Annotated in this window: 11 protein-coding genes and 2 pseudogenes; 5 read left to right on the top strand and 8 right to left on the bottom strand. The window is 70.7% G+C overall.

The features are described 5' to 3' along the window. Positions 1–45: 45 nt before the first annotated feature. Positions 46–2,122, top strand: a pseudogene (locus OHN74_RS37960) (UvrD-helicase domain-containing protein). Positions 2,123–2,161: 39 nt separating this feature from the next. Here the strand turns inward: OHN74_RS37960 and OHN74_RS37955 are convergent. The 5 genes and pseudogenes from OHN74_RS37955 to OHN74_RS37935 all read right to left on the bottom strand — a co-directional run. After that, positions 2,162–2,929: pseudogene (locus tag OHN74_RS37955) on the bottom strand (SAM-dependent methyltransferase); the annotation flags it as partial. Positions 2,930–3,300: 371 nt separating this feature from the next. Beyond that, positions 3,301–4,599, bottom strand: coding sequence for a TIGR02679 family protein (locus tag OHN74_RS37950; protein ID WP_327699088.1), 1,299 nt, complete (start codon positions 4,597–4,599; stop codon positions 3,301–3,303). Next, positions 4,596–8,825, bottom strand: coding sequence for a TIGR02680 family protein (locus tag OHN74_RS37945; RefSeq protein ID WP_327699087.1), 4,230 nt, complete (start codon positions 8,823–8,825; stop codon positions 4,596–4,598). The genes OHN74_RS37950 and OHN74_RS37945 overlap by 4 nt, the downstream gene beginning before the upstream one ends. Beyond that, positions 8,822–10,159, bottom strand: coding sequence for a TIGR02678 family protein (locus OHN74_RS37940; RefSeq protein ID WP_327699086.1), 1,338 nt, complete (start codon positions 10,157–10,159; stop codon positions 8,822–8,824). Before OHN74_RS37940 ends, OHN74_RS37945 begins: the two co-directional genes overlap by 4 nt. Then, on the bottom strand, positions 10,159–11,787 hold the full coding sequence (locus OHN74_RS37935; RefSeq protein WP_327699085.1) for a TIGR02677 family protein: 1,629 nt from the start codon (positions 11,785–11,787) through the stop codon (positions 10,159–10,161). The genes OHN74_RS37940 and OHN74_RS37935 overlap by 1 nt, the downstream gene beginning before the upstream one ends. Before the next feature lie 565 nt (positions 11,788–12,352). Between OHN74_RS37935 and OHN74_RS37930 the strand changes: the two genes are divergently transcribed. Next, on the top strand, positions 12,353–14,038 hold the full coding sequence (locus OHN74_RS37930; RefSeq protein WP_327699084.1) for a TROVE domain-containing protein: 1,686 nt from the start codon (positions 12,353–12,355) through the stop codon (positions 14,036–14,038). Positions 14,039–14,192: 154 nt separating this feature from the next. Here OHN74_RS37930 and OHN74_RS37925 read toward each other — a convergent pair whose 3' ends face one another. Together OHN74_RS37925 and OHN74_RS37920 are read right to left on the bottom strand one after the other, a co-directional pair. Continuing rightward, positions 14,193–14,675 (bottom strand): SRPBCC family protein, encoded by a 483-nt coding sequence (locus OHN74_RS37925; protein ID WP_327699083.1) that lies wholly within the window; start codon positions 14,673–14,675, stop codon positions 14,193–14,195. 187 nt (positions 14,676–14,862) lie between these two features. Continuing rightward, complete coding sequence (locus tag OHN74_RS37920; protein WP_327700411.1) at positions 14,863–16,749, bottom strand: ABC transporter ATP-binding protein; 1,887 nt, start codon at positions 16,747–16,749, stop codon at positions 14,863–14,865. A gap of 155 nt (positions 16,750–16,904) precedes the next feature. Here OHN74_RS37920 and OHN74_RS37915 point away from each other — a divergent pair, with 155 nt between their 5' ends. The 3 genes from OHN74_RS37915 (at position 16,905) to OHN74_RS37905 (ending at position 20,475) form a co-directional block, all read left to right on the top strand. Continuing rightward, on the top strand, positions 16,905–17,867 hold the full coding sequence (locus OHN74_RS37915) for a lysylphosphatidylglycerol synthase transmembrane domain-containing protein (protein WP_327699082.1): 963 nt from the start codon (positions 16,905–16,907) through the stop codon (positions 17,865–17,867). Positions 17,868–17,923: 56 nt separating this feature from the next. Next, positions 17,924–19,123: a GTP-binding protein gene (locus OHN74_RS37910; RefSeq protein ID WP_327699081.1), complete on the top strand. Its 1,200-nt coding sequence runs from the start codon at positions 17,924–17,926 to the stop codon at positions 19,121–19,123. A 209-nt stretch (positions 19,124–19,332) separates the two neighbouring features. Next, positions 19,333–20,475: a mechanosensitive ion channel family protein gene (locus OHN74_RS37905; protein ID WP_327699080.1), complete on the top strand. Its 1,143-nt coding sequence runs from the start codon at positions 19,333–19,335 to the stop codon at positions 20,473–20,475. A 23-nt stretch (positions 20,476–20,498) separates the two neighbouring features. On the opposite strand, the gene OHN74_RS37900 is transcribed toward OHN74_RS37905, so the two are convergent. Continuing rightward, complete coding sequence (locus tag OHN74_RS37900) at positions 20,499–22,064, bottom strand: M1 family metallopeptidase (RefSeq protein ID WP_327699079.1); 1,566 nt, start codon at positions 22,062–22,064, stop codon at positions 20,499–20,501. Positions 22,065–22,181: the final 117 nt, after the last annotated feature.

Raw genomic sequence — 22,181 nt, 5'->3', positions numbered from 1 at the left:
CCGCAGCTCGCGTTCGCCAACAGCTTCTGGGAGAGCTAGGACGTCCTGGACAAGCGCGTCAAGGTAGGCGTGCGCAAGGCGATGCAGAAGTTCCAGCTGCTCTCCGTGCCCGAACTGCACGCGGACAAGGGGCTCCACCTGGAGTCCGTGCAGAACGCGCAGGACGGGCGCATGCGGACCATCCGTATCAACGACTTCTGGCGCGGTGTCGTCCTCGCCCCGGACGACGGCAGTGATGTGTTCCTGCTCGTCAACGTCGTACGGCACGATGACGCGTACACCTGGGCCGCCAAGCGGCTGTACACGACGAACTCCGCGACTCGCGCGCTCGAAGTCCGCAACGTGACCGCCATCGAGCAATTGACCCCGGCCCTGGAGAAGGCAGCCGCGGCCGCCGACTCCCTGCTCCTCGCCAAGTACTCGGAAACCGTGCTGCGGGAACTCGGCATCGACGACCAGGTGTTGCGTGCCGCGCGGACCATCATCGACAAAGCACAGCTCAAGGCGTTCGAGACACTGCTGCCGGAGGACCAGTGCGAGGTGCTCCAATACCTCGCGGAGGGGTTCGGCCCCGACGAGGTGTACCGGGACGTGGTCGCCGTTCGCCGTCCGGTCGGTGCGGGCCCCGACCCCGACGAGAGCCTCGCCGTCGCCATCGCGAACACCGCGAACCGCATCACCCTGGTCACTGGCCCCGATGAGCTCGCGGACATCCTGGAGAAGCCGTTCACGGCCTGGCGGGTGTTCCTGCACCCTTCGCAGCGCGCGTCGCCTACCGGGTGTCCTACGGCGGCCCGGTCCAGATCACCGGTGGCCCGGCACGGGTAAGACGGTCGCGGCCCTGCACCGCGTCAAGCATCTCCTCACTCGCTCGCCCGACACCCGCGTCCTGCTGACCACGTACACGAACGCCCTGGCCGGCTCACTGCGCGAGAACCTGTCCCTGCTCCTCGACGGCGACGACGCGTTGCTCGGCCGTGTCGACGTGACCACGGTCAACGCCTACGCACACGGCGTCGTGACCCGCCTCGACGGCAAAGCCCCCTCCCCCATCAACGATCGGGAGGAACGGCAGCTGTGGCAGCGTGTCGTCAAGCAACTGGGGGTGCCGTGGACGGAGCAGTTCCTGGCTCAGGAGTACCGACACGTCGTACTCACCCAGGACCTGCGCACGCCTGACGCCTACCGCAACGCCCTTCGACGCGGGCGCGGCAGCGCGCTGCCATCGGCGCGACGCGATCAACTGTGGTCCGCCGTCGAGTTGTTCGAGTCGATGCTGCGCGCCCAGAAGGCCACCACGCATCTCAAAGTGTGTGCGCGTGCGGCCGACCTCCTGGCCGGATCGGTGCCCACGCACGATCACGTCGTGGTCGACGAGGCACAAGATCTGCACCCGGCGCAGTGGCGTGTCCTGCGTGGCGCGGTGGCACCCAGCAGTGACGACCTGTTCATCACGGGCGACCCGCACCAGCGCATCTACGACTCGAAGGTGTCGCTCGGCTCCCTGGGCATCTCGGTGACCGGCCGCACCCACCGTCTGCGCATCAACTACCGCTCCACGGAGGAGATCCTCGTCTGGTCGACCGGACTCCTCAGCCCGGTGTCGGTCGACGACCTGGGCGGCGAGGGAAGCGACAGCCTCGCCGGTTACCGCTCCCTGCTGCACGGCCGGAGACCCCACGTGGACGGGTACGGCTCCGAACAGGCTGAGGTCGCGGCGCTCGTCGAACGCGTCGAGGGCTGGATCGGCCAAGGCATCCGGCCGTCGGAGATCGGGGTGTGCGCCCGCTTCAACGTGCTGCTCGACAAGGCGTACGACAAGTTGACCACGGCCGGGATCCCGGTGGTCCGGGTCAGGGACAACCCGGGGCCCGGCGCGGACGGGGTGCGGCTTGCCACCATGCACGCCATGAAGGGGCTGGAGTTCCGCTGCGTCACCGTCCTGGGAGTGACGGCAACCGCGGTGCCGTTCGCCCGCGAGGTGACACCGGCCACTGTTGACGCGCTGCAGCATGACTCGGATCTGCTACGGGAGCGGTGCCTGCTGTTCGTGGCGTGCACACGTGCGCGGGAGGCTTTGGCCGTGACGTGGAGCGGGTCGGCCAGTTCGTTCGTGCCGTGACCGAACAGACGTACAGGGCCGGCAATGTGACGCTCCCCGTCAGCTGTCCGGGGCGAGCGCGCCGTTGCCGAGCCCGTCCCTGGCCAGTGCCGCCGCGTCCCGACTCAGCTCCACCACTCGCCGCGCCCGCTCCTCGAACTCCTGAAGCGCGCGGAAGGCCGCTCCGTACCTCCGTTGCTCGGTGATGTCCATCTGCGGGATCCGGGCGCCCTTGCCGTCGAGACGGAAGGTGCCGCTGGTGCTCGTGGAGCGCCGCGTGTTGGCCGCGCTGCGCAGGAAGCCCTGAAGGTAGTCGGTGTCGAGCTGGTCGCTGATCGAGACCGGTTCCGGTTCGCCGTACTCGACAAGCCCTGCGCGCGCGAGGTCGGCGACGCTGACGGTAGGTCCGTCCAGAGCGCTCGGGCCATCGCCCTCGACCAACACCGGCAGCAACTCCGCCAACAGCCTCGCCTGCTCGGTCAGCTCCCGCCGCAGGGTCTGGTACTCAACCGTGTAGTCACGATGGGAGTCCTCGACATGACGGCCGGGAGTGATGTCCACGGCATCGTCGAGCAGATCGATCAGGGGAACGTCCGCCGTCTGCTCGGGACCCGGTTCCAGTGAGCCGTCCGGATCGCTCGCCGTCAGATCGACCATGCGGACACTGGTGACGGCATCCCCCAGCGTCCGGGGGCGACGCAGGTGCCAGAGGTGGACGGGAAGCGCATGCGAGGCCGCCGTGCCCGCCGGAAGGGCGACGACCTGGGTGAGGATGCCCCGCCGCACGAGCTCGGCGCGGATACGGCGGCCCGCCTTGCGGTACGTGCACGTGTACGGAAGGGCCTGGCCATCTTCTGGGCCGGGGCGTCCCTGCCAGCAGGCCGGCGATCTTCAGTGGGACACCAACCAGGGCGTCGGGTGCTCACACCCCCCTTCGACCGGTGCGAGCATCTGGTCCGCTCTGCCGGCAACCGACACAGCATCAGGTCTGCCGCCGTCGTGGTGGCGAGCGGCTCACGACCAAACAGCTCTGCCCGCTGCGGCAAGCCTGCTCGTCTGCGGGAGGAGGTCGTCGGCTCATGCGGGGCGTACCTCCCTGGTTCCGCCCGAGCAACCACTGCCGATGCCGCGGGCACGGCCGCCTCGGCGCCCTGCCGAACGCCCGCTGCGGCGTACGGGTCAGCCGTCGGCCGGAGCCTTCACCCGAGGTCCTCCAGAAGCAGATCCAGCGCGGCCTCCTCGTGCAGGGCGATCCCCAGGGCGTCCATGGTGGGGGCCAGTTCCGCGTCCCACACCGCCTCGGTCGGCGTTCCGATTAGAGGCATCTGGGGCGTGCCCCGCACCTGCGTGCGCGTCGCAAGGTACTCGTAGTCGGCCGCTCGCATACGCCACGATGTGGCTCCGTACCGGTGCATGATCCGGTTGGCCAGCGCGATGCCGGGCCAGTCGAAGTCTCCGTGGTAGGCGAAGGTGCAACCGGATGCCGCCAGCGCGTCCAGGAGGGTGAGAACGACCGTCGTGGCGCTCCCCGAGGTGCAGACCATGGGTGCCGTGCTGCCGGTGTCGGCCGCGGCCTCGACCACGCGTGGGTTCTCGCAGACGTGGACGTGGGTGGCGGGCGGCATCCTCAGGCTCAGTGTGCGCAGTTCGCGCAGGGTCAGGTGGGTTTCCATGTGGTGGTCGGCACGCTCGCGCAGGGCCGCCTCCCGCCAAGTGCCGCCGGTGGGGTGAAGGCCGTACGTGAGCGCCGTGCTGGACACCTCGTCCGGGGTGACCGAGGCCATGCGCCACAGGGCCCTGCGCGCGGGCGCATCCGCGGGGAGCTCGACACCGTGCGCCAGCGCGATGCCACGGAGGGCCAGCCGGGACAGCAGCGTGCCGTCGTCCAGGCCGTGGGCCGAGCCGGTGGCCCGGGTGGCCAGTTCGCCGCGGCCCCAGGTGGTCGGGGTGGAACGTGGGGCCGTACCGGGGAAGAGCATCGCCAGGATCTGGACAGCCTGGGTGATGACGGTCGCCGCGGTCTTCGGATCCTGGCGGGTGAGTGTGCCGCCGCGTCGTATCTCCTCCAGCCACTGTGCTGTCCAGGGCTGGGCCGACAGCGACGTGGCTTCCACCTCGGTCCGAGCCGCTGACCACAGGCCGTCTCGTTCGGCCGCCGCCGCGTCGCGGACCGCTCGGCGGTCGGTCAGGGACGGCCCCAGTTCCTCCAGTGTCGAGGCCAGGCCCCGTCCGACCGCGCTGGTTCGCAGGCGGGTGTCCAGGTCCTGCAGGCGGATCGTGGTGGTGGGGCCGGTGACCGGTCGAGCCAGCAGGAGGGACAACGCCTCGCGCTCCTGTGCGTCCAGGTGCTCGAGTCTGATGGTTCCGGCCGGTTGGAGGCCGTTGCGTTCGAGCCGGGTCCGTGCCGCCGTCCAGAGACGGGTGAGGCCCGGCCGGGTGAGAAACGCGAGGGCCTCGGCGGCCGGAGGATGTTCGCCGACTCTCTCACGGCCTGTCATACCGACATCAGTCTCCGCTGCCGCCCGTTCCACCTGTAATGGAGCGTGGCCACGCCCCGCACATGCGGGTCCCGCAGGCACTCGTAGATGTGCAGGGACGGTACGTCGGGCCAGTTGCCGATCAGTCGCTCGCTGGTGAGGACGAAGTCGAGGTCGAGGTCGACCAGGATGCGGCCGAGGCGGGCATGCGTGGGCTCGTCCACCTTGGCGAACGCGTCGTCGAGGAGGATCAGCCGGGGGGTGTGCGGGGCGGTGTCGGCGAGGCCGGTGAAGTGCGCCGCCGCCGCGGCGAAGAGGACCAGGTAGGAGAGGACCCGCTGTTCGCCCTGGCTCAGGCCCGTGCGGCCGGAGAGCTTGCGGCGGCTGCCTGGTGCCGCGTCGTCGACCACCCAGGGGGTGAAGGCGAACCAGCCGCGGTAGTCCAGGGCGGTGCGCAGGTGGGCCGCGTAGCCGGCGGCCGGGTCGGCGCGGCGGGCGTCCTCGATCCGGCGCTGGAGGACGGCGCGGAGTTGCTCGGACTGCTCACGGGTGCGCAGCCCGGAGGGGCTGCGCAGGAGGTCGACGGCCGCCTTGACGTCGGCTTCGACACCGTCCGCCAGCTTCCAGTCCAGGGTGACGCCCAGGCCGTGCGAGGTACGAACCGTGGCGAGGGTGCTGTTGAGGGCGGCGACCAGGGTGCCTGCGGCCAGCACCTGCGAGGACAGGTGGTCACCCAGTTCTCCCGTCAGGAAGCGCTGGAAGACCTCACGTTCGCGGTCCGTCAGCCGGTCACGTGCCTCGGCGGCCTCGGCCGCGATGCGCTCGCCGACCACGGCGATGTCGTGCGGGCCGTGGTCGTCGACGAGCCGGCACAGCTTGATGCCGCCGTGCTCCTCGATCGTCGCGTCGTAGCCGCCGGAGAGCTGGTCGCGCAGGTCGGTGTGGCGGTTGAGGAGGGTGGTGTCCGAGACGTCATGGCGCTCGGCGGCCAATCCGCGACGCACGGCGTCTCCCAGCAGGCGCAGCGCTGCGACGCGTTCGCGCACGTCGTGGTGGACGGGGTCAGGGGACTTCAGGGCTCCGTCGTCGGCGTCGGGGTCGAGACCCGCTCCTCTCAGCACGCCGGGCAGCGAAAGGGCCGTACGCAGTCTCCTGCCGCAGGCCAGCACCTCGGCTTCCTGGCCGGCGAGCGTCTCGCGCTGCACCCTCTCGTCCTCTTCCGCCCGTACGCGCAGGTCGTGCACTTCGGCCAGGTCCCTTCGCGTGTGCGGGAGTTGGCGTCCCAACGCCTCCAGACGGCGCGTCGCCGCGGCCTCCCGGGCGAGGATCTCCTGTTCCGTGGCTCCGAGTGCCTCTTCCATCGCCTGGACGGTTCGGCGGGCGGTCTCCAGGCGGCCGAGCGGCTCGGCGTAGTCCGACTCGGCCTCTCGGCGGGCAGACTGGGCGCGCTCGTAGTCCGTCCGGCCGTCCCGGTGGCCGTCTGCCGCGGACAGGACCGTGCGCACGCGCCGACGAAGCCGCTGCGTACCCTGCCCGAGGCGGTCCAGGGCCAGACGGACCGTTTCCAGCGCGGCCAGGTCCGCCGGGAGGTCCTGGGCACTCGCCGTCGCCTCGGTCTCGCGCCGGGCGGCGACCGCACGGGCACGCGCCTGCTCCGCTTCGCGGGCTGCCGCGGACGCCTGCGAAGCGAGGGATTCGGCGGTGCGCTCGGCCTCGATCGTACGAGCCCACGCATCCGTCAGCCCACGTGCCGAGGGCGGTCGGCGCAGCGTGTCGGCGATCCGGTCGCGGTGCTCGGTGAGGACCCGCAGGCCGTGCCGGCGTTCCGTCAACTCGCCTTCCAGGTCGGCCAGTCCTCGGTCGAGATCCGCCAGCGCCCGGCGGCGTGTCTCCGCACGCACCTCCGCACCCACGTACTCGGCGGCCTCCTTGGTGTGGCGGCCGTGGGCGATGCCGAGCCTCCAGGAGCCGTCGGTACCGATCACGGTGTGCGGCCCCGCCTCTGCCGCATCGTCCACCGGCCCGGCATCGCCGAAGCCGACGCCGACCCCAGCCCCGGCCCCGGCCCCGGCCAGAGCCACCGCCCCGAGCACGCGCTCGATCTGCTCCGCCGTTACTCCACTGTCGGGGGCGGCAACCGCGCGCAACACCCGGGCCAGCGTCGGCCCGGCCACCGGGGCTCCCGGGATCAGGAGGGTGTCATGGGTGGTCGGGTCGAGGACCGCGCCGTCCGCACGCACCCAGGCGTCGAGCAGACCGCTCGCCTCCAGCGCGGCCTCCAGGCTCGGCCGCGCGTCCGGCGCCAGGTCGTGGGCGAAGTCCACCAGGCGGTACAGGGGCGCCCCGGTGCCGGATGTGCGGGGGGCCGTGCGGTGGGACGGGGACGGAGGCTCGGGATCGGTGCGGCGTTCCCATTCCTCGCGCCGACGCCGCAGACGGACCTGTTCGGCCTCCAGTTCGCGGACGGCCAGGGCGACGTCGTCGCGCTCCGCGCCCAGCCCCGCCAGCCACGGGTCGACGGCCGACCGCGCCGCCTCGGCCACCTCGTCGGGGGTCTGCGCGGACAGCGGGCCATCGGCCGCGTCCTGCGTGACAAGGGCGTACACGGCGTCCAGAGACACCCCGGTGGAGGCCCGCAACCGCTCGCTCCAGCCTCTGGCCTCGGTGGCGTACGCCTCCGACTCACGCGCGGTTTCCTGTCGGCGGCCATCGGCCCGGGTCCGCGCGTGGTCCGCCTGCTCCCCCAGTCGTTCACGGGCCGCGTCGGACTCGTCCGCCTGCCTCTGAGCCTCACTCGACCGCTCGATGAGAGCGCCCAGTTCCGTGACGAACCTGACGCGGTTCCTGATCACCGGCTGCGCGACGTCGAGCCGGGCGTCCCAGGCCCGCAGCGCGGTCGTGCAGGTCTCTGTGTCGACCGCCAGCACCTCGCTGTGTCGTACCAGGTCGAAGTCACCTTCGGGCGCGGTCAGTTCGGCTGTGGTGGCGGGCGTGACCGGTGCGACGGGCGTGGCCACGGGCTCCCCCAGGTGCACGGGGTCGATCCTGGACCGCTCGGCTTCCCGCACCAACTCGCCGTGCGTGGTGCTCAGTTCGACCAGCTCTTCACCGAGCCGTCGGGCCTCGGCGGTGAGACGCCGCCCCGCCTCCTCCTGGTTGCCGTGCGCCTGGCGGACTGCCTTGAAGGCGGTGGAAGCCGCGCTGTGCAGGGCGTTGACCGTGGTGCGTCTCTCCCCGAGTTCCTGCAGGCTGCGGTAGCCGCCACTGGCGTGCAGGGCGGCCAGGTCCGTCTCGGCGGTACTCGACTCGCTCGTGAGGGTTTCGACGCGGGCGTCGAGTTCCTGCTCGCGCTCGCGGAGCCCCTCCGCCCTGCGTGCCGCGTCACCCGCGGACCTGCGGTGCGCCATCAACTGCTCCAGCTCACCGGTCACCTGGTCCGTGCGGCGGCGCAACGCGCCGTGCAGGTAGCCGCGGTAGCTGGTGAGGAAGGTGCGCAGCGCCCGGTCGGTACGTTCGAGGCGTCCGAGGTAGGCCCTTACGGAGTCCAGGTCGTCCAGACTGCGGGCCACCTTCTCCACGACCTCGTCGTCGAGGGCGGGCAGGGTTTCGGCGAGGACCGAGACCAGTCCGCCGGAGTCGATGCGGTCGCCGATGGTGGGACGGCGCAGGCGGTGCAGCAGGTGGAGCAGGTTGCGGTAGCGCGCCGGGTCGGTGAGGCCGAACAGTTCGCGGGCGACCCTGGCCCGATGCTCGACTGCGCGGTCGGTGACGTTCTCCGGGCCGACGAGCGACTTGAGCTGGTCCATGGGGAGGGGGTGCCCGGCGGGAGCCAGGTCGAGGTCCTCACCGATTCGTAGTCGAGTGGTGAAGAAGAACGGCTTCGCCGTCTTGGTCGACCGGGACGCGCGAACGGCCGCGCCGATGGTCAGATGGTGGTCGTTCCCGTGCTCGTCGGTCCGCACGAACTCCAGCCACAGATGGCCCAGCCGGTTGATCTGCTCGAAGCCGTCGAGCATCAGCCAGGCCAGCGTGGTGCGTCCGGTTCCCGTGGCGTCCAGCGCACGGGCGTCGCCGTCGAGGAGGTAGGGCAGCAGCATCTCCAGGGCCTTGGACTTGCCGGCGCCGTTCTTGCCACGCAGCAGCAGGCGGCCCTCGCCGAAGACGAACTCCTGCTCGTCGTACTGCCAGACGTTCCGGATGCCCGCGCGGTGCAGTCGGTAGCGGTGCAGGGTCGGTGGGCGGTTCATCGGGGCGACTCCTCGAAGACGTCGTCCGCTGGGGACCGGTCGATACGGGGCCTGACCGCCACCGTGGTGGCGTACCGGGCGGCTGCGGCAAGCAGAATCCAGCCTCCGTCCGGACGGTTCTGGCCCCGCGCCTGAGAGACATCGGTGACGGAGCGCCCGTCTGTCACCGTCTGCTCGTATCCCTCGGGCAGGCCGTGGCCGTCCGCGCGCACGGGCCCGGCGGAAGCCATCAGACGCATCCGGCCGAGGAGGTCGAGTACGGCCGCGAGGAATCCGTCCCGGTCCTCCAGATGGCCGCGCTGCCAGTTGGCGCGCTTGCCGTACTCCTCGATCAGGTCGTCGAGCAGGCCGGGGAGCAGCCCGTCCGGGACACGCACGCCGATGACCAGTCGTCCGCCGATCGCCGGGTGGCCCGGGTCTTCGGGACGCAGCCGGTCGACCAGCCGCTCCACGAGGAGCAGCGCGGCCTGGGCGACAGTCCCTGTTCCCGGCAGGCTCAGGTCGGTGAGTTCGTCGTCCGTGTCGATCAGAGCGATGCCCTCGGCTCGGATCTCGGCTTCCAGGCCGAGCAGTTCGGAGAACGCCTGCGCCTCGCGTCGCTGCCGGGTGCGCAGCCATTCACGCTCGGCGTCCGTGAGGTCGTCGAGGTGGACGACGGGGGTTTCGACGAGACGCCTGCGAACGTATGTACGTGGCCCGCCGAAACCGGGGTCGGCCGCCCGGCGCACGAGGTCCGCGCCGTCGCGGCTGCGCGTGAGCGGGCCGGCGACGACGGCTCGCGCGATCTCGCGGTCCACGGTCAGCAACGCCTCACCGGACCGCTCCTCGGCGACGGCCCCGACATGGCCTTCGGTCTCGACCAGAACGCCCCAGTCGACGAGTTGCCGCAGGGCTGCCGCGAGGGTGCGCCGCTCGGCCTGCCGCCCGGTGTCGGCGATCTCGATGCCGGCGTCGACGGCCGCGGCCCGCAGGTCGGCGACGAGTTGGGAGAGCAGGAGCTGCTCCGGTGCGGTGACGAGGACCGACAGTGCGAGGGCCAGATAGGCGTAGGTGCGCGGGCTGAACGGTGTTCCGGTCGAAGGCCGTTCCAGACGGTGACCCGAGCCCGGGCCGAGGCCCGCCTTGAACAGCCGGGCGTAGGAGGCCTCCACCAGCAGGCGGTATCCGAACACCTGCTGGAAGCGCTGTGCCAGCCAGTCGGCGTGGCGCCGGATCAGTGGGAAAGTGTCGCTGTGCGGTCCGGAGCTGGTGACCAGGGGGTGGGCCAGCAGAAGCCGGGCGGCGGTGCGGCGCTCGGCCGCGAGGGCGACATCGTGCGCGGAGGGCAGGGGCATCAGGCGCTCGCCTCCCCCATGGCCGGTGCGGATGTGGTCCCGACGGCAAGGCTCTCGACGGCCAGCGAGAGATCGTCCGCCGTCAGGTCGCCGTCCACCGACCGCAGGACGGTGGACCGGCCGGGGGTGCGCCACGCGGTCAGCCGGATGTCGAGGTCCACGTCGTCCGCCTGCGCGCGGTCGAGCGAGAAGTCACGGGCGTCCTTGCTCAGTCGGGCGTTGCCGAGTGCGGTCGCCAGGAGCTCCAGGAGCAGCCGCATGGCCGGGGCACCGAGGCGCACAGAATCGAACCTGCCCGAGGCGCTGCGCAGTTCGTCGGCGGCCGCCTGCCTGGCCTCGGCCTGCTGCCGCGCCTGCTCCATGAGGTGACGCTTCTGCGCGGAGTGGTCCTCGGTGGCCGCGGCCCGTCCACGCGGAGCTCTGCTGCCGCGCTCGCGCAGCGCCACCGGCACGTCCACCGCGGGCCCTGTCCACCAGCTCACGTACGCCGGCACAGATCGGTCGGGGTCCGGTGCCACCCCCAGGTGGCGCGCGCCGTAGAGCCCGAAGGCGGCGACCGCCAGGTCGTGGGCCTCGTCCGGCTCCGCCGCGTCGAACCAGGCCGCGAGCCGCAGCAGGTCCTTGCGACGGGACATCTCACCGGACGCCGAACGCAGCATCCGCTTGGCGTTGGCGAGCAGCGACTGCAGTGCCCGCAGGGTGGCGTCACGAAGCTGATCCACCTGGCTGGAGTGCCCTCCGGTGTCGGTGAACCACTCTCGCAGCCCCTCCCAGTCCGCGATGTCCCGTCCGCGACTGCGCTGCACCCGCGTCTCGGTCAGCCCGTCGGCGAGTGCCCCCATACCCGCCGCGTGTGCGTCGATCCGGGCGAGCAGCCCGGGCAGGTGAGGCCGGACGGCGTCCAGGTGGGCCGCGATGCGCGGGGCCCGGAAGGAGACGTCCTCCGTAATGGCCTCCACGTAGTCGAGCAGCAGTTCCTTGAACCCCTGGTACTCGGCCGAGTCGAGGTCGTAGCGCGCCAGCACCTGGCCCAGATAGGCGTAGAAGTCCCGGACGGACTCGGCGAATTCGGCGAACTGCACGAAGAGGGTGCTGATCCGCTCGAGTGCCTGCTGCGGGTCGGCACCACCCGGCGCCGCGGCCATGGCGGCGATCTCGCGCAGTCCCCGGTCGACGAGGACCAGCAGCTCGCTGCTCACCTCGCGTGCCGCGTCCGCCCCGACCAGTACTTCGTCCGCGCCCCGTTGTACGCGCTCCCCCAGTTTCGACAGCTGGTAGCGCGACCGCGAGCGCTGGTACTCGGTGATGCTGGTCGCTTTGACGGTGTGCGTGCTGCGCAGCAGATTGCCCCAGCGTACGAGCTCTTCGAGCCTTCGGGTGAGCGTTTCCGCGTCCAGCGCCGCACCCGGGGAGTCCTTCTCGGCCAGCTTGGCGAGGAGGTCGGGTACGGACAGGTCGGCGAGCAGTGTGCCGCAGAACACCCGCATCACCGCGACGTACTCCAGGCGCTCGGGCGCGCTGAGGTACGCGTACGCGCTCAACCGCTGCCAGGCCTCGGCGTCGGCTTCCTCCCCGTGCGGGACTTTCCGCTCGTTCCCCTCCATGCCGTCGAGGGTACGGACCGCCACTGACACTCCGGAGGACTGTTCCGGAAAACAGGCCGTTCACGTGCCGACTCCCCTGCACCGTCGTCGTGTCGGCGAAGCACACAACTCCCGGGCACAGGGGAGACCACCGCTCCGATACGGCTGGATCGAAGCAGCCCGTCCACAGCTCGATCGCCTACGACGCCGGAATCCGAGCGGGCACCGATGCTGACCGAACAGCGGCCGTCACACGTCTTCACGGGACAGACAGTCAAGAACTAGATCTTGGACTTGAACACGGTGCGCAGCATTTTGGACTCCTGGAAGTCGGCTCCCTGCCTGTTCTGCAGGTCAAGGGCGGTCCTCACCGAGTGCCGCGACGACGGCGATCGTCCCGCGGGGCCGTCACCTCCTTCCGGACGGACCGGAGCGAATTTATTCGCGTGCGTCCGCTCACCTCACGGACTAGCGTGCCTGTTCGACGCCTTCCGATGCGCTGTGCCCCGGTTACTTCCTGACGAGACGCAACACCACCCCGGTGCCACTACTGATCTCGGAAGGCGTCTCTCTTTCTTTCCTCAAGGACGTCTCCCAAGGGACCTTCTGCATGCCCCATTTCAACCGTCAGCGGGCCAAGTCCGAAGCCAGGAACGAGATCCAGGCGGAAATACCGGGTCTGACCGCAGGCGGAGCGACGTTGTCGCTCTCCACCCACGGCCGGTGGCCACTCCCGCCGGCCACCACCACACGACCCCTGCGGCACCCCGACGCCCTCCGGCTCCACAGCCGCACCCACCAGGGCGGCGCCGGCTACGCCCGCCCCCCGAAGGCCGAGCTCTTCCTGCTGGCCATGGCCAACATGGTCGGCCACCACAGCTTCTACGAGGACGCCACCGCCCGCGACGCGCGCTACGAGCAGCTGGTGCGCACGCTCGCCGTCAGCGACCCCGAGTGGACGCTCGGTCTGCTGCGCTGGCTGCGCACCGAGGCCCACATGCGTACCGCCTCTCTGGTGGGCGCGGCCGAGTTCGTACGGGCCAGGCTGGACGCCGAGGCCGTCGGCTTCTCCCGGCAGGCCGTGTCCGCCGTGCTCCAACGGGCCGATGAGCCCGGCGAGTTGATCGCCTACTGGACCGCCCGGTACGGGCGCAGGCTCCCTCAGCCGCTCAAACGCGGGATCGCCGACGCCGTACGACGCCTCTACACCGGGCGCGCGCTCCTCAAGTACGACACCGCCTCGCGCGCCTACCGCTTCGGCGACGTCATCGAACTCACCCACCCCGCACCCGACCCCCAACGACCTTGGCAGGGCGGCCTGTTCAGGTACGCAATCGACCGTCGCCACCGCCCCGGCGGTGCCCTGCCTCCCCCCGGCGAGAGCCTGCTCGACGCACACCGGGAGCTGCTGTCCGTACCGGTCGAGCAGCGGCACGCCCTGGTCACCGCACACGGCGGCGCCGAGCGGCTGAACTCGGCCGGAATGACCTGGGAGTCGGTGGCAGGCTGGCTGCAGGGGCCGCTCGACGCGGCGGTGTGGGAGGCCCTGGTCCCGTCGATGGGCGCGATGGCCCTCGTACGCAACCTGCGCAACCTCGACCTGGCCGGCGTGAGCGACCGGGTCGCCGCCGAGGTGGCCGCGCGGATCTCCGACCCGGACGAGGTGCGCCGCTCCCGCCAGTTCCCCTTCCGCTATCTCGCCGCACACCGCAACGCGCCCTCACGCCGCTGGGAGGAAGCCCTGGAGACGGCCCTCGGGCACTCCCTCACCAACGTCCCCGAACTGCCCGGGCGCACGCTGGTCCTGGTGGACCGGTCGGGCTCGATGTTCGACCGGCCCAGCGAGCACACCCAGCTCAACCGGGCCGACTCCGCGGCCATTTTCGGTACGGCGCTGGCACTGCGGGCCGAGCGGGCCGACCTGGTCGAGTTCGGGACCGACAGCCGTCACGTCGAACTCACCCCGGGCGAGCCCGTACTGCGCGTCCTGGACCGCTTCCACGACCTTGGCGGCACCAACACGGCCGCGGCGCTCAGGCGGCACTACGACCGGCACGACCGAGTGGTCGTGGTGACCGACGAACAGACCGGGCCGACCCAGTGGTCCAACCCGTTCCGGACGATCCCCGCTCGTACCCCCGTCTACACCTGGAACCTGGCCGGCTACTCCCCGGCCCACGCCCCGTCCGGCCCGCATCACCACACCTTCGGCGGCCTGAGCGACGCCGCGTTCCGGCTGATCCCGCTCATAGAGGCCGGACGGGACGCCAACTGGCCGTGGGAGACGGGCACGTAGGCGCCGTCGGCCGTGCCGTGCGCCGTTGGGGTTGTGTCGCGGGAGGTTGTGGACGAGTGGGCATCCGGTGAAGGGGCAAGCCGGTTCGCCGCAGATCGCCTCCGACGGGGAACCGGCATGCTCCTTCGCCTTTGCCCTCCTACGTCTCACACCCTCACTGCTCCAGCACCGTCTTCAACCGCCCCAGCGTCGCCCGCATCCCTGCGGCGTTCGCCTTGTGCCGTACCGCCGGCTTGGTGCCCGTGAAGAAGCCGAGCAGTTCGGCCGGCCGACCCTTGCGTCCCGTACGCAGGTCCTCCCAGTACTCAGTGACCCTGGTGCCGTCCCCCTCCTCCGCGAAGCGATAGCCCCAGAGTGCGATCGGCAGGCCGAAGCTGGTGACGCGGAAGGCGAAGTCACGTCCCTCTTCGGCGCGGACGACACGGCAGGCGGTGAACCAGAGCCAGAGGCCCTTGCGGTTGAAGCCGGTGAACCTGGTGCCCCGGGTGACCGGGCCACGGCCGTGCACCCAGACGCCGATGCACTCCGGGGAGAACGTGCCCATCTTCCGTACATCGCTGATCGTGCGGTAGGTCCGCTCGGGAGTGGCCCGCACCAGCACACTCTCCTCGATCTGCCATCTGCGTTCCTCGGACATGTCGCACGACTCCCATTCGCTCGCTGTCTTCGTACGCCTCGTTCGCCCCACCGGACGGAGATCCGTATGTCCCCCGACACCGATCAACATCGCACGGCCGTGGTCGAGTTGGACGTCCCACGGGATTTGCACCTACAGGAACCGCAGTATGTCCGTGCGCCGCTTCCGCAGTCCGTTCCCCTGTCGCCTACACGCCCTCCGTCACCTCCGCCCGCTCGCCCGGCTGCACGAACTGCGTGCGGTACAGCTCCGCGTACCGCCCGTCCAGGGCCAGCAGTTCGTCGTGCGTGCCGCGTTCCTCGATCTGCCCGGCCTCGACAACGAGGATCAGGTCGGCCGCCCGGATCGTGGACAGACGGTGGGCGATCACCACGGCCGTGCGGTCGGCCAGGGCCTCCGCCAGGGCTTCCTGGACCGCTGCCTCCGAGGTGTTGTCCAGGTGGGCCGTCGCCTCGTCGAGGATGACGACACGCTGGCGGGCCAGCAGCAGCCGGGCGATGGTCATGCGCTGGCGTTCGCCGCCGGAGAGACGGTAGCCGCGTTCACCGACCACCGTGTCGAGGCCGTCGGGCAGCTCGCGGACCAGGTCGTCGAGGCGGGCGCGGGTCAGGGCGGCCCACAGTTCGTCGTCCGTCGCCGTGGGGCGGGCCAGCACCAGGTTGGCGCGCACGGAGTCGTGGAAGAGGTGGCCGTCCTGGGTGACCATCCCGAGGGTGGCGCGCAGGGAGGCGGCGCTCAGGTCGCGGACGTCGACGCCACCGATGCGTACGGCGCCCCCGTCGGTGTCGTACAGACGGGGCAGGAGTTGTCCGATGGTCGACTTTCCGGCGCCGGAGGTACCCACAAGGGCGATGGTCTGGCCGGGTTCGGCGCGGAAACTGACCCCGTGCAGGACCTCCGTGCCGCCCCTGGTGTCCAGGGCGGCCACCTCCTCCAGGGAGGCGAGGGAGACGCGGTCGGCGGCGGGGTAGGCGAAGCGGACGTTGTCGAACTCCACCGCGACCGGGCCCTCGGGGACCTCTCGGGCGTCCGGCTTCTCCTCGATGAGGGGTTTCAGGTCGAGCACCTCGAAGACGCGCTCGAAGCTCACCAGGGCGCTCATCACCTCGACGCGCGCCCCCGCGAGCGACGTGAGCGGCGCGTACATCCGGGTCAGGAGCAGGGCGAGCGAGACGACCGCGCCGGGTTCCAGGCTGCCGCGCAGCGCGAACCAGCCGCCGAGCCCGTAGACCAGGGCGAGCGCCAGGGCCGACACCAGGGTGAGGGCGGTGATGAAGACCGACTGCGCGAGGGCGGTCCGTACGCCGATGTCCCGGACCCGGCGGGCGCGGGCCGCGAACTGGGCGGACTCCTCGTCGGGCCGTCCGAAGAGCTTGACGAGGGTGGCGCCCGGGGCCGAGAAGCGTTCGGTCATCCGGGTGCCCATCGAGGCGTTGAGGTCGGCCGCCTCGCGCTGGAGTCTGGCCATGCGGCTGCCCATCCGCCGGGCGGGGATGACGAACACCGGCAGCAGTACCAGGGCGAGCAGGGTGATCTGCCAGGACAGGGTGAGCATCACGGCGAGCGTGAGCACCAGGGTGACCAGGTTGCTGACCACACCGGACAGGGTGTTGCTGAACGCGCGCTGCGCGCCGATGACGTCGTTGTTGAGCCGGGACACCAGTGCCCCCGTACGGGTGCGGGTGAAGAACGCGACCGGCATGCGCTGCACATGGTCGAACACAGCCGTCCGCAGATCGAGGATCAGCCCCTCCCCGAGCGTCGACGAGAGCCAGCGGCCGAGAATCCCGAGAACCGCCTCGGCGACCGCGATGACCGCGATGAGCAGTGCGAGCCGGACGACCGTGCTCTCGTCGCCGCCGGACACGATCGTGTCGACGACACGGCCCGCGAGAACGGGGGTGGCGACGGCGAGCAGTGCGGTGAGCACGCTCAGGACGACGAAGCGGATGATGCGGCGGCGGTGCGGGCGTGCGAACTCCGCGATGCGGCGCAGGGTCGCGCGGGCGAAGGGGCGCCGGTCCTGCTGGGAGTTCATGACGCTGTGCAACTGCATCCAGGCTGTGGTCTCCATACTCATGCTGCGACCGTACGACCTCAAGCGACCTTGAGGTCAAGGACGGCAGAAGGCGTGCGTACCGGGCTCGCCCGTGCCGTTGCCCGGCGCTTCGGCCGGTGGCCGGGTGTCCGCAACCCGGTGTTGGTGCGGTGCGGAGAACCTCTCCGGTTGTGACAGCGGTTCTCCCTCCCCCGGCCCGGCGCCGGCGCGTACCGGTGCGGCAGGTCCTTTGCCTGCTCCCGCTCCTTCTCGTCGCCGTGGTCGCGGTGCGCCACCGCGAGGTGCTCGCCGAGGGCTTCGGCCATCTGGCGTCGGCCAGGTGGCCCTGGCTGCTGGCGGCGGCCGGAGCGACGTGTCTGACCTGGGTGGCCGCAGCCGCCGGCCGGCAGGGAGCCGTCGTCGAGCGGCTGCCCAGGCTGCGGCTGCTCGCCACGCAGTTCGCGGCCGGCTCGGCCAACCATCTGCTGCCGACCGGGCTCGGCGCGAGCGCGGTCAATCTGCGGTTCATGACGGTGTGCGGTCTGCCGGCGGCCCGTTCCTCGGCGGCGCTCGCCCTGTATCTCCTCGCGGAGGCCGTCGGCCGGCTGGGCCTGCTCGCCGCGCTGCTGATCGCGTTCCCGCACGCCCTGCGGCTCGGCGGTCTCTTTCCCGGCACGGCACTCGGTCCGCTGTTCATCGGCGTCTGCGCGGTGCTGTTGGCGGCGGCCGTCGCGCTGGTGTGCGTACGGCGGCTGCGCGCGGCCGTCCGCTCCTTTCTGCGCACGGCGCTCGGCGAGGCCCGATCCGTGCACATGCGGCCGTCCCGGGCGCTGGCGTTGTGGGGCGGTTCGCTGGCGTTCCCGGCGTTGCAGGCCGCCGGACTGGCCTCGGTGGGGACGGCGCTGGGGCTGCCGGTACCGGCCTGGCACATGGCGCTCGCGTACCTCGCCGCGACGGTCGCCGTCGCGCTGATCCCCACGCCCGGCGGTATCGGCTCCGTCGAGGCGGCGCTGATCGTGGCCCTGGTCGCGGTGGGCGGGCCGGTGGCCGTCGCCACGGCGGTGGTGCTCGCGTTCCGGATCATCACCGTCTGGGTGCCGCTGCTGCCGGGGGCGCTGACACTGGGGGCGCTGGTGCGGCTGAAGGTGATCTGAAGCCGGCGCGACCGTCGTTTGTGAAAATGGTTTCCAATAAGCTAGCGTGCGGAGGCATGCCCACCACTTCCACCGACGCCCGCCTGCCCGTGACCGTGCTCTCCGGTTTCCTCGGCGCCGGAAAGACGACGCTGCTCAATCACGTTCTCGGCAATCGTCAGGGCCTTCGGGTCGCGGTCATCGTGAACGACATGAGCGAGATCAACATCGACGCGGCTCTCGTCCGGGACGGCGGCACCCTCTCCCGTACGGAGGAACGGCTGGTCGAGATGACCAACGGCTGCATCTGCTGCACCCTCCGGGACGATCTCCTGGAGGAGGTCGAGAAGCTGGCTCGCGCGGGCCGTTTCGACTACTTGATCATCGAAAGCTCCGGAATCTCAGAGCCCATGCCCGTGGCCGCGACCTTCGCCTTCGCCCGTGACGACGGCGCGAGCCTGCTGGACGTATCCCGCCTGGACACCATGGTCACGGTCGTGGACGCGGTGAACTTCCTGCCCGAGCTGGACCGTGGCGACGACCTGCTGGAACGCGGGATCACCCCCGTCGAGGGCGACGAGCGCACGGTCAGCGATCTTCTCATCGACCAGATCGAGTTCGCCGACGTCATCCTCCTCAACAAGACGGACCTGGTCCCCGAGGAGGCGGCCGACCGTCTGGCGGCGACCCTGCGCCGCCTCAACCCGGCCGCCCGCGTCCACCGCACCGTCCGCGGCACGATCGACCCCGCCGAGCTCCTCGGCACGGGCCTGTTCGACCTGGAGAAGGCCGAGCAGGCACCGGGCTGGGTGGCCGAGCTGAACGGCGACCACGTGCCGGAGACCGAGGAGTACGGCATCTCCTCGCTCGTGCTGCGCGACCCGCGCCCCTTCCACCCCGGCCGCCTCTGGGACCTGCTCACCGGCCCCCTCGACGCGGGCCGTTACGGCCGAGTACTGCGCTCCAAGGGCTTCTTCACCCTCGCCTCCCGCCCCGGCACCACGGGCCTGTGGTCACAGGCGGGCTCGGTGGCCCGGTTCGAGCCGATCGCGACGGGCGATGCCACGGGTTCCGAATCCCCCGTCCAGGGGCAGGAGTTGGTGTTCATCGGCACCGATCTGCACCGCCAGTCGCTGCGACTGGCACTGTCGCACTGTCTGCTGACGGAGCAGGAACTGGCCGCATACGCAGTCGACTTGGCACATACGGCGTACGAGGACCCCTTCCCCGCATGGGAGGTGCACCCGGCGGACGTCTGCGATGCGCTCCCCGTCTGAGCTGCTCAATGGCGGGTTTGCCACTGCTCGGTGACGATCGGTCGGCCGGATGCGGCAGGATGAGCGGTCGCCGGACGTCGTACAGACGTCCGGGGATTGATCGCATATCCAAGACTTTTCGCACATTCGAACAGGTGGCAAGTGACGAGACTTCACATCCGGCCGTCGGTGGCGCGGGGCGCCGCGGAACCACTCCTCGGAGGTGAGCGGTGAAGCGGGAACTCACCGTGGACGATCTGGTCGTCGCGGGCATCGCCCTCGCCGTGGGCCTGCTGGCGGCCTTCCTGCTGCGCATGCTGCTGCGCTGGCTGGGCAGGCACGCGGACCGCACCCGCTGGAGCGGGGACGACGTCATCGTGGACGCGCTGCGCACGGTGGTGCCGTGGTCGGCGTTCACCGGGGGCGCGGCAGCGGCCGCCGCGGCGCTGCCGCTGACCAGGACGGTCGGGCACAACGTCAACCAGACGCTGACCGTGTTGCTGATCGGTGTGACGACGCTGACGACCGCGAGAGTGGTCAGCACCCTGGTGCGCAGCGTCACCCAGTCCCGGTCGGCGGTCGCCGGGTCGGCGACGATCTTCGTCAACATCATCAGGGTCGTCATCCTGGCCCTGGGTTTCCTGGTCGTGCTGCAGACGCTGGGCGTCTCGATAGCGCCGATGCTCACCGCCCTGGGAGTCGGCGGTCTGGCCGTCGCGCTCGCCCTCCAGGACACCCTGGCCAACCTCTTCGCCGGCATCCACATCCTCGCCTCGAAGACCGTCCAGCCCGGTGACTACATCAAGCTGAGCAGCGGTGAGGAGGGGTACGTCGTCGACATCAACTGGCGTCAGACGACGATCCGCCAGCTCTCCAACAACCTGGTCATCATCCCGAACGGACAGCTCGCCGGGACCAACATGACCAACTTCAACCGCCCCGAGCAGATGCTGACGATCCTGGTCCAGGTCGGCGTCGCCTACGACAGCGATCTGGAGCAGGTCGAGCGGGTCACCTGTGAGGTCGTGACCGAGGTGATGACGGAGATCACCGGCGCGGTCCCGGAGCACGAGCCGCTGGTGCGCTTCCACACGTTCGGCGACTCGCGGATCGGCTTCACGGTGATCCTGGGGGTCGGCGAGTTCAGCGACCAGTTCCGGATCAAGCACGAGTTCATCAAGCGCCTGCACAGGCGCTACCGGGCGGAGGGCATCAGTATCCCGGCGCCCGCGCGGACGGTCGCCCTGCAGCAGGGCGCGGTGGTCATCCCGCAGCAGCGCAACGGCCATGCGGAACCCGACCTGGGGCTCGGCGTCGAGCAGGGCGGACCGGCGTCCACCCTGCTCGACACATTCGACAAGCTCGACAGATGAGACTCACGTCTCGGCGGGCAACCTCAGAGGGTCGCGGAGTTGTCGTGGTGGCCGGCCGTGCGGCTCTTCGGTGCGAGCAGTGACGTGGTCACCGGGGTGACCGTCCAGTCCGGGTGATTGGGCATCCGCGGTGTCGTCGTGCCGTACAGCCAGTCCCGCAGGAAGCCGGAGAGGTCCTGGCCGGCGATCTCGGAGGCGACCGAGATGTAGTTCTCGGTCGTCGCCGAGGCGTTGCGGTAGCGGTCGAGGAAGGTGCGCTCGATCGCGCCGAAAGTGGCCTCGCCGACGAACTCGCGCAGCGCGTAGAGGACGAGGACGCCGCCCAGATAGCGCTGGCTGTCGAACAGGTTGGCCTCGTTGGGGGCCGCGACCGGTCCCGAGGTGCGGCGCCACTGGTCGCCGCGCGCGTACGTGTTCTTCATACGCGCTTCCATGGTGGTCAGGCCGAGGGAGTCGGTCCAGCCGCGCTCGTAGCGGTAGAGCAGGCCGTAGAAGTCGGCGTGGCCCTCGTTGAGCCACAGGTCGGCCCAGGTGCCGGGGCTGACGCTGTTGCCGAAGTAGGAGTGGACCAGCTCGTGCATCATGTGCGAGCCGATGAACCTCTCCGCCTGGAGCAGGTAGTTCGGCTTGTAGAGCGTGAGGGTCTGGGTCTCCAGGCCCGTGAAGTCGAAGGCGGCCGGGTCGTCGGAGTTGCACGGCAACAGACCGTACGTCTCGAACGGGTAGGCGCCGAGCCGCTGTTCGAGCCATGCCACCAGGCCCGGGGTGAGCGCCAGCGCCGGTTCGAGGGCCTCGGCGCGCGCGACCGGGACGACGTCCCGCAGCGGCAGCCCGTTCGGGCCCTGCCGGTCCTTCACCACGTAGTCGCCGACGGTTATCTGCACCAGCTCGGTCGCGATCGGCGAACGCGAGCGGTAGGAGTACGCGGTCCGGTCGCCGTCCAGGGTCTCCGTGCGCACGAGGGTGCCGCTCGCGACTCCGCGCAGGCCGTTCGGGACGGTGATACGGAACGTGAAGTCGGCCTTGTCGACCGGGTGGTCGTTGCACGGGAAGACGGTGTGCGCGGAGTTGGGCTGCGGGCACACCGCGAAGCCGTCGGCGGTGGGGACCCAGGCGGTGTGGGTCAGGGCACGGCGCGGGTCGGCGCCGTACTCGACGCAGATCGTCGTTCCGGTGTCCGCCGGCAGGCTGCGGGCGGGCGTGATCCGCAGTTTCTCGTCCACCGTCTCGAACGTGGCCGTGCGGCCACCGACGCGGACGGCGCGGATGTCCAGGCCGAGGGCGTCGAGGGAGAGACGGCTGAGGGCCTGGGTGGTGCGGATCCGCAGGGTCGCTTCGCCGTCGACCAGCTTGGTCGTGGCGTCGTAGGCGAGGTCGAGGTGGTACGCGGCGACGCGGTAGCCGTCGTTGCCCAGGCTCGGGTAGACGGGGTCACCGAGGGTCTCGGGGCCCGGGGCGGCGGCCTCTGTCCCCGAAGCCGCCCTGGACGTGCTCCCGGACGCCGCGTGGGCCGAGGGGGCCAGGGTGGTGGCCGCCGCCGTACCGAGCAGGGCTGCCGCAGGGGCCGTCAGTCTGGTGCGATATCTCATGGTTCGCTTTCACTCGGGCATCCCGGTGGTCAGGTCCGGCCGCCGATCCGGTGTGGGGTCTACCCCCTAGACCACAAGATCGGCGAAGTCGGTTGCCTGAATCCGCACGGAATTTCG

The sequence above is a fragment of the Streptomyces sp. NBC_00459 genome (assembly GCF_036013955.1).
In the GTDB taxonomy this organism is placed as follows: Bacteria; Actinomycetota; Actinomycetes; order Streptomycetales; family Streptomycetaceae; genus Streptomyces.
The sequence above is the reverse complement of the archived record's forward strand: the minus strand, read 5'-3'. Positions and strand labels throughout refer to the sequence as shown.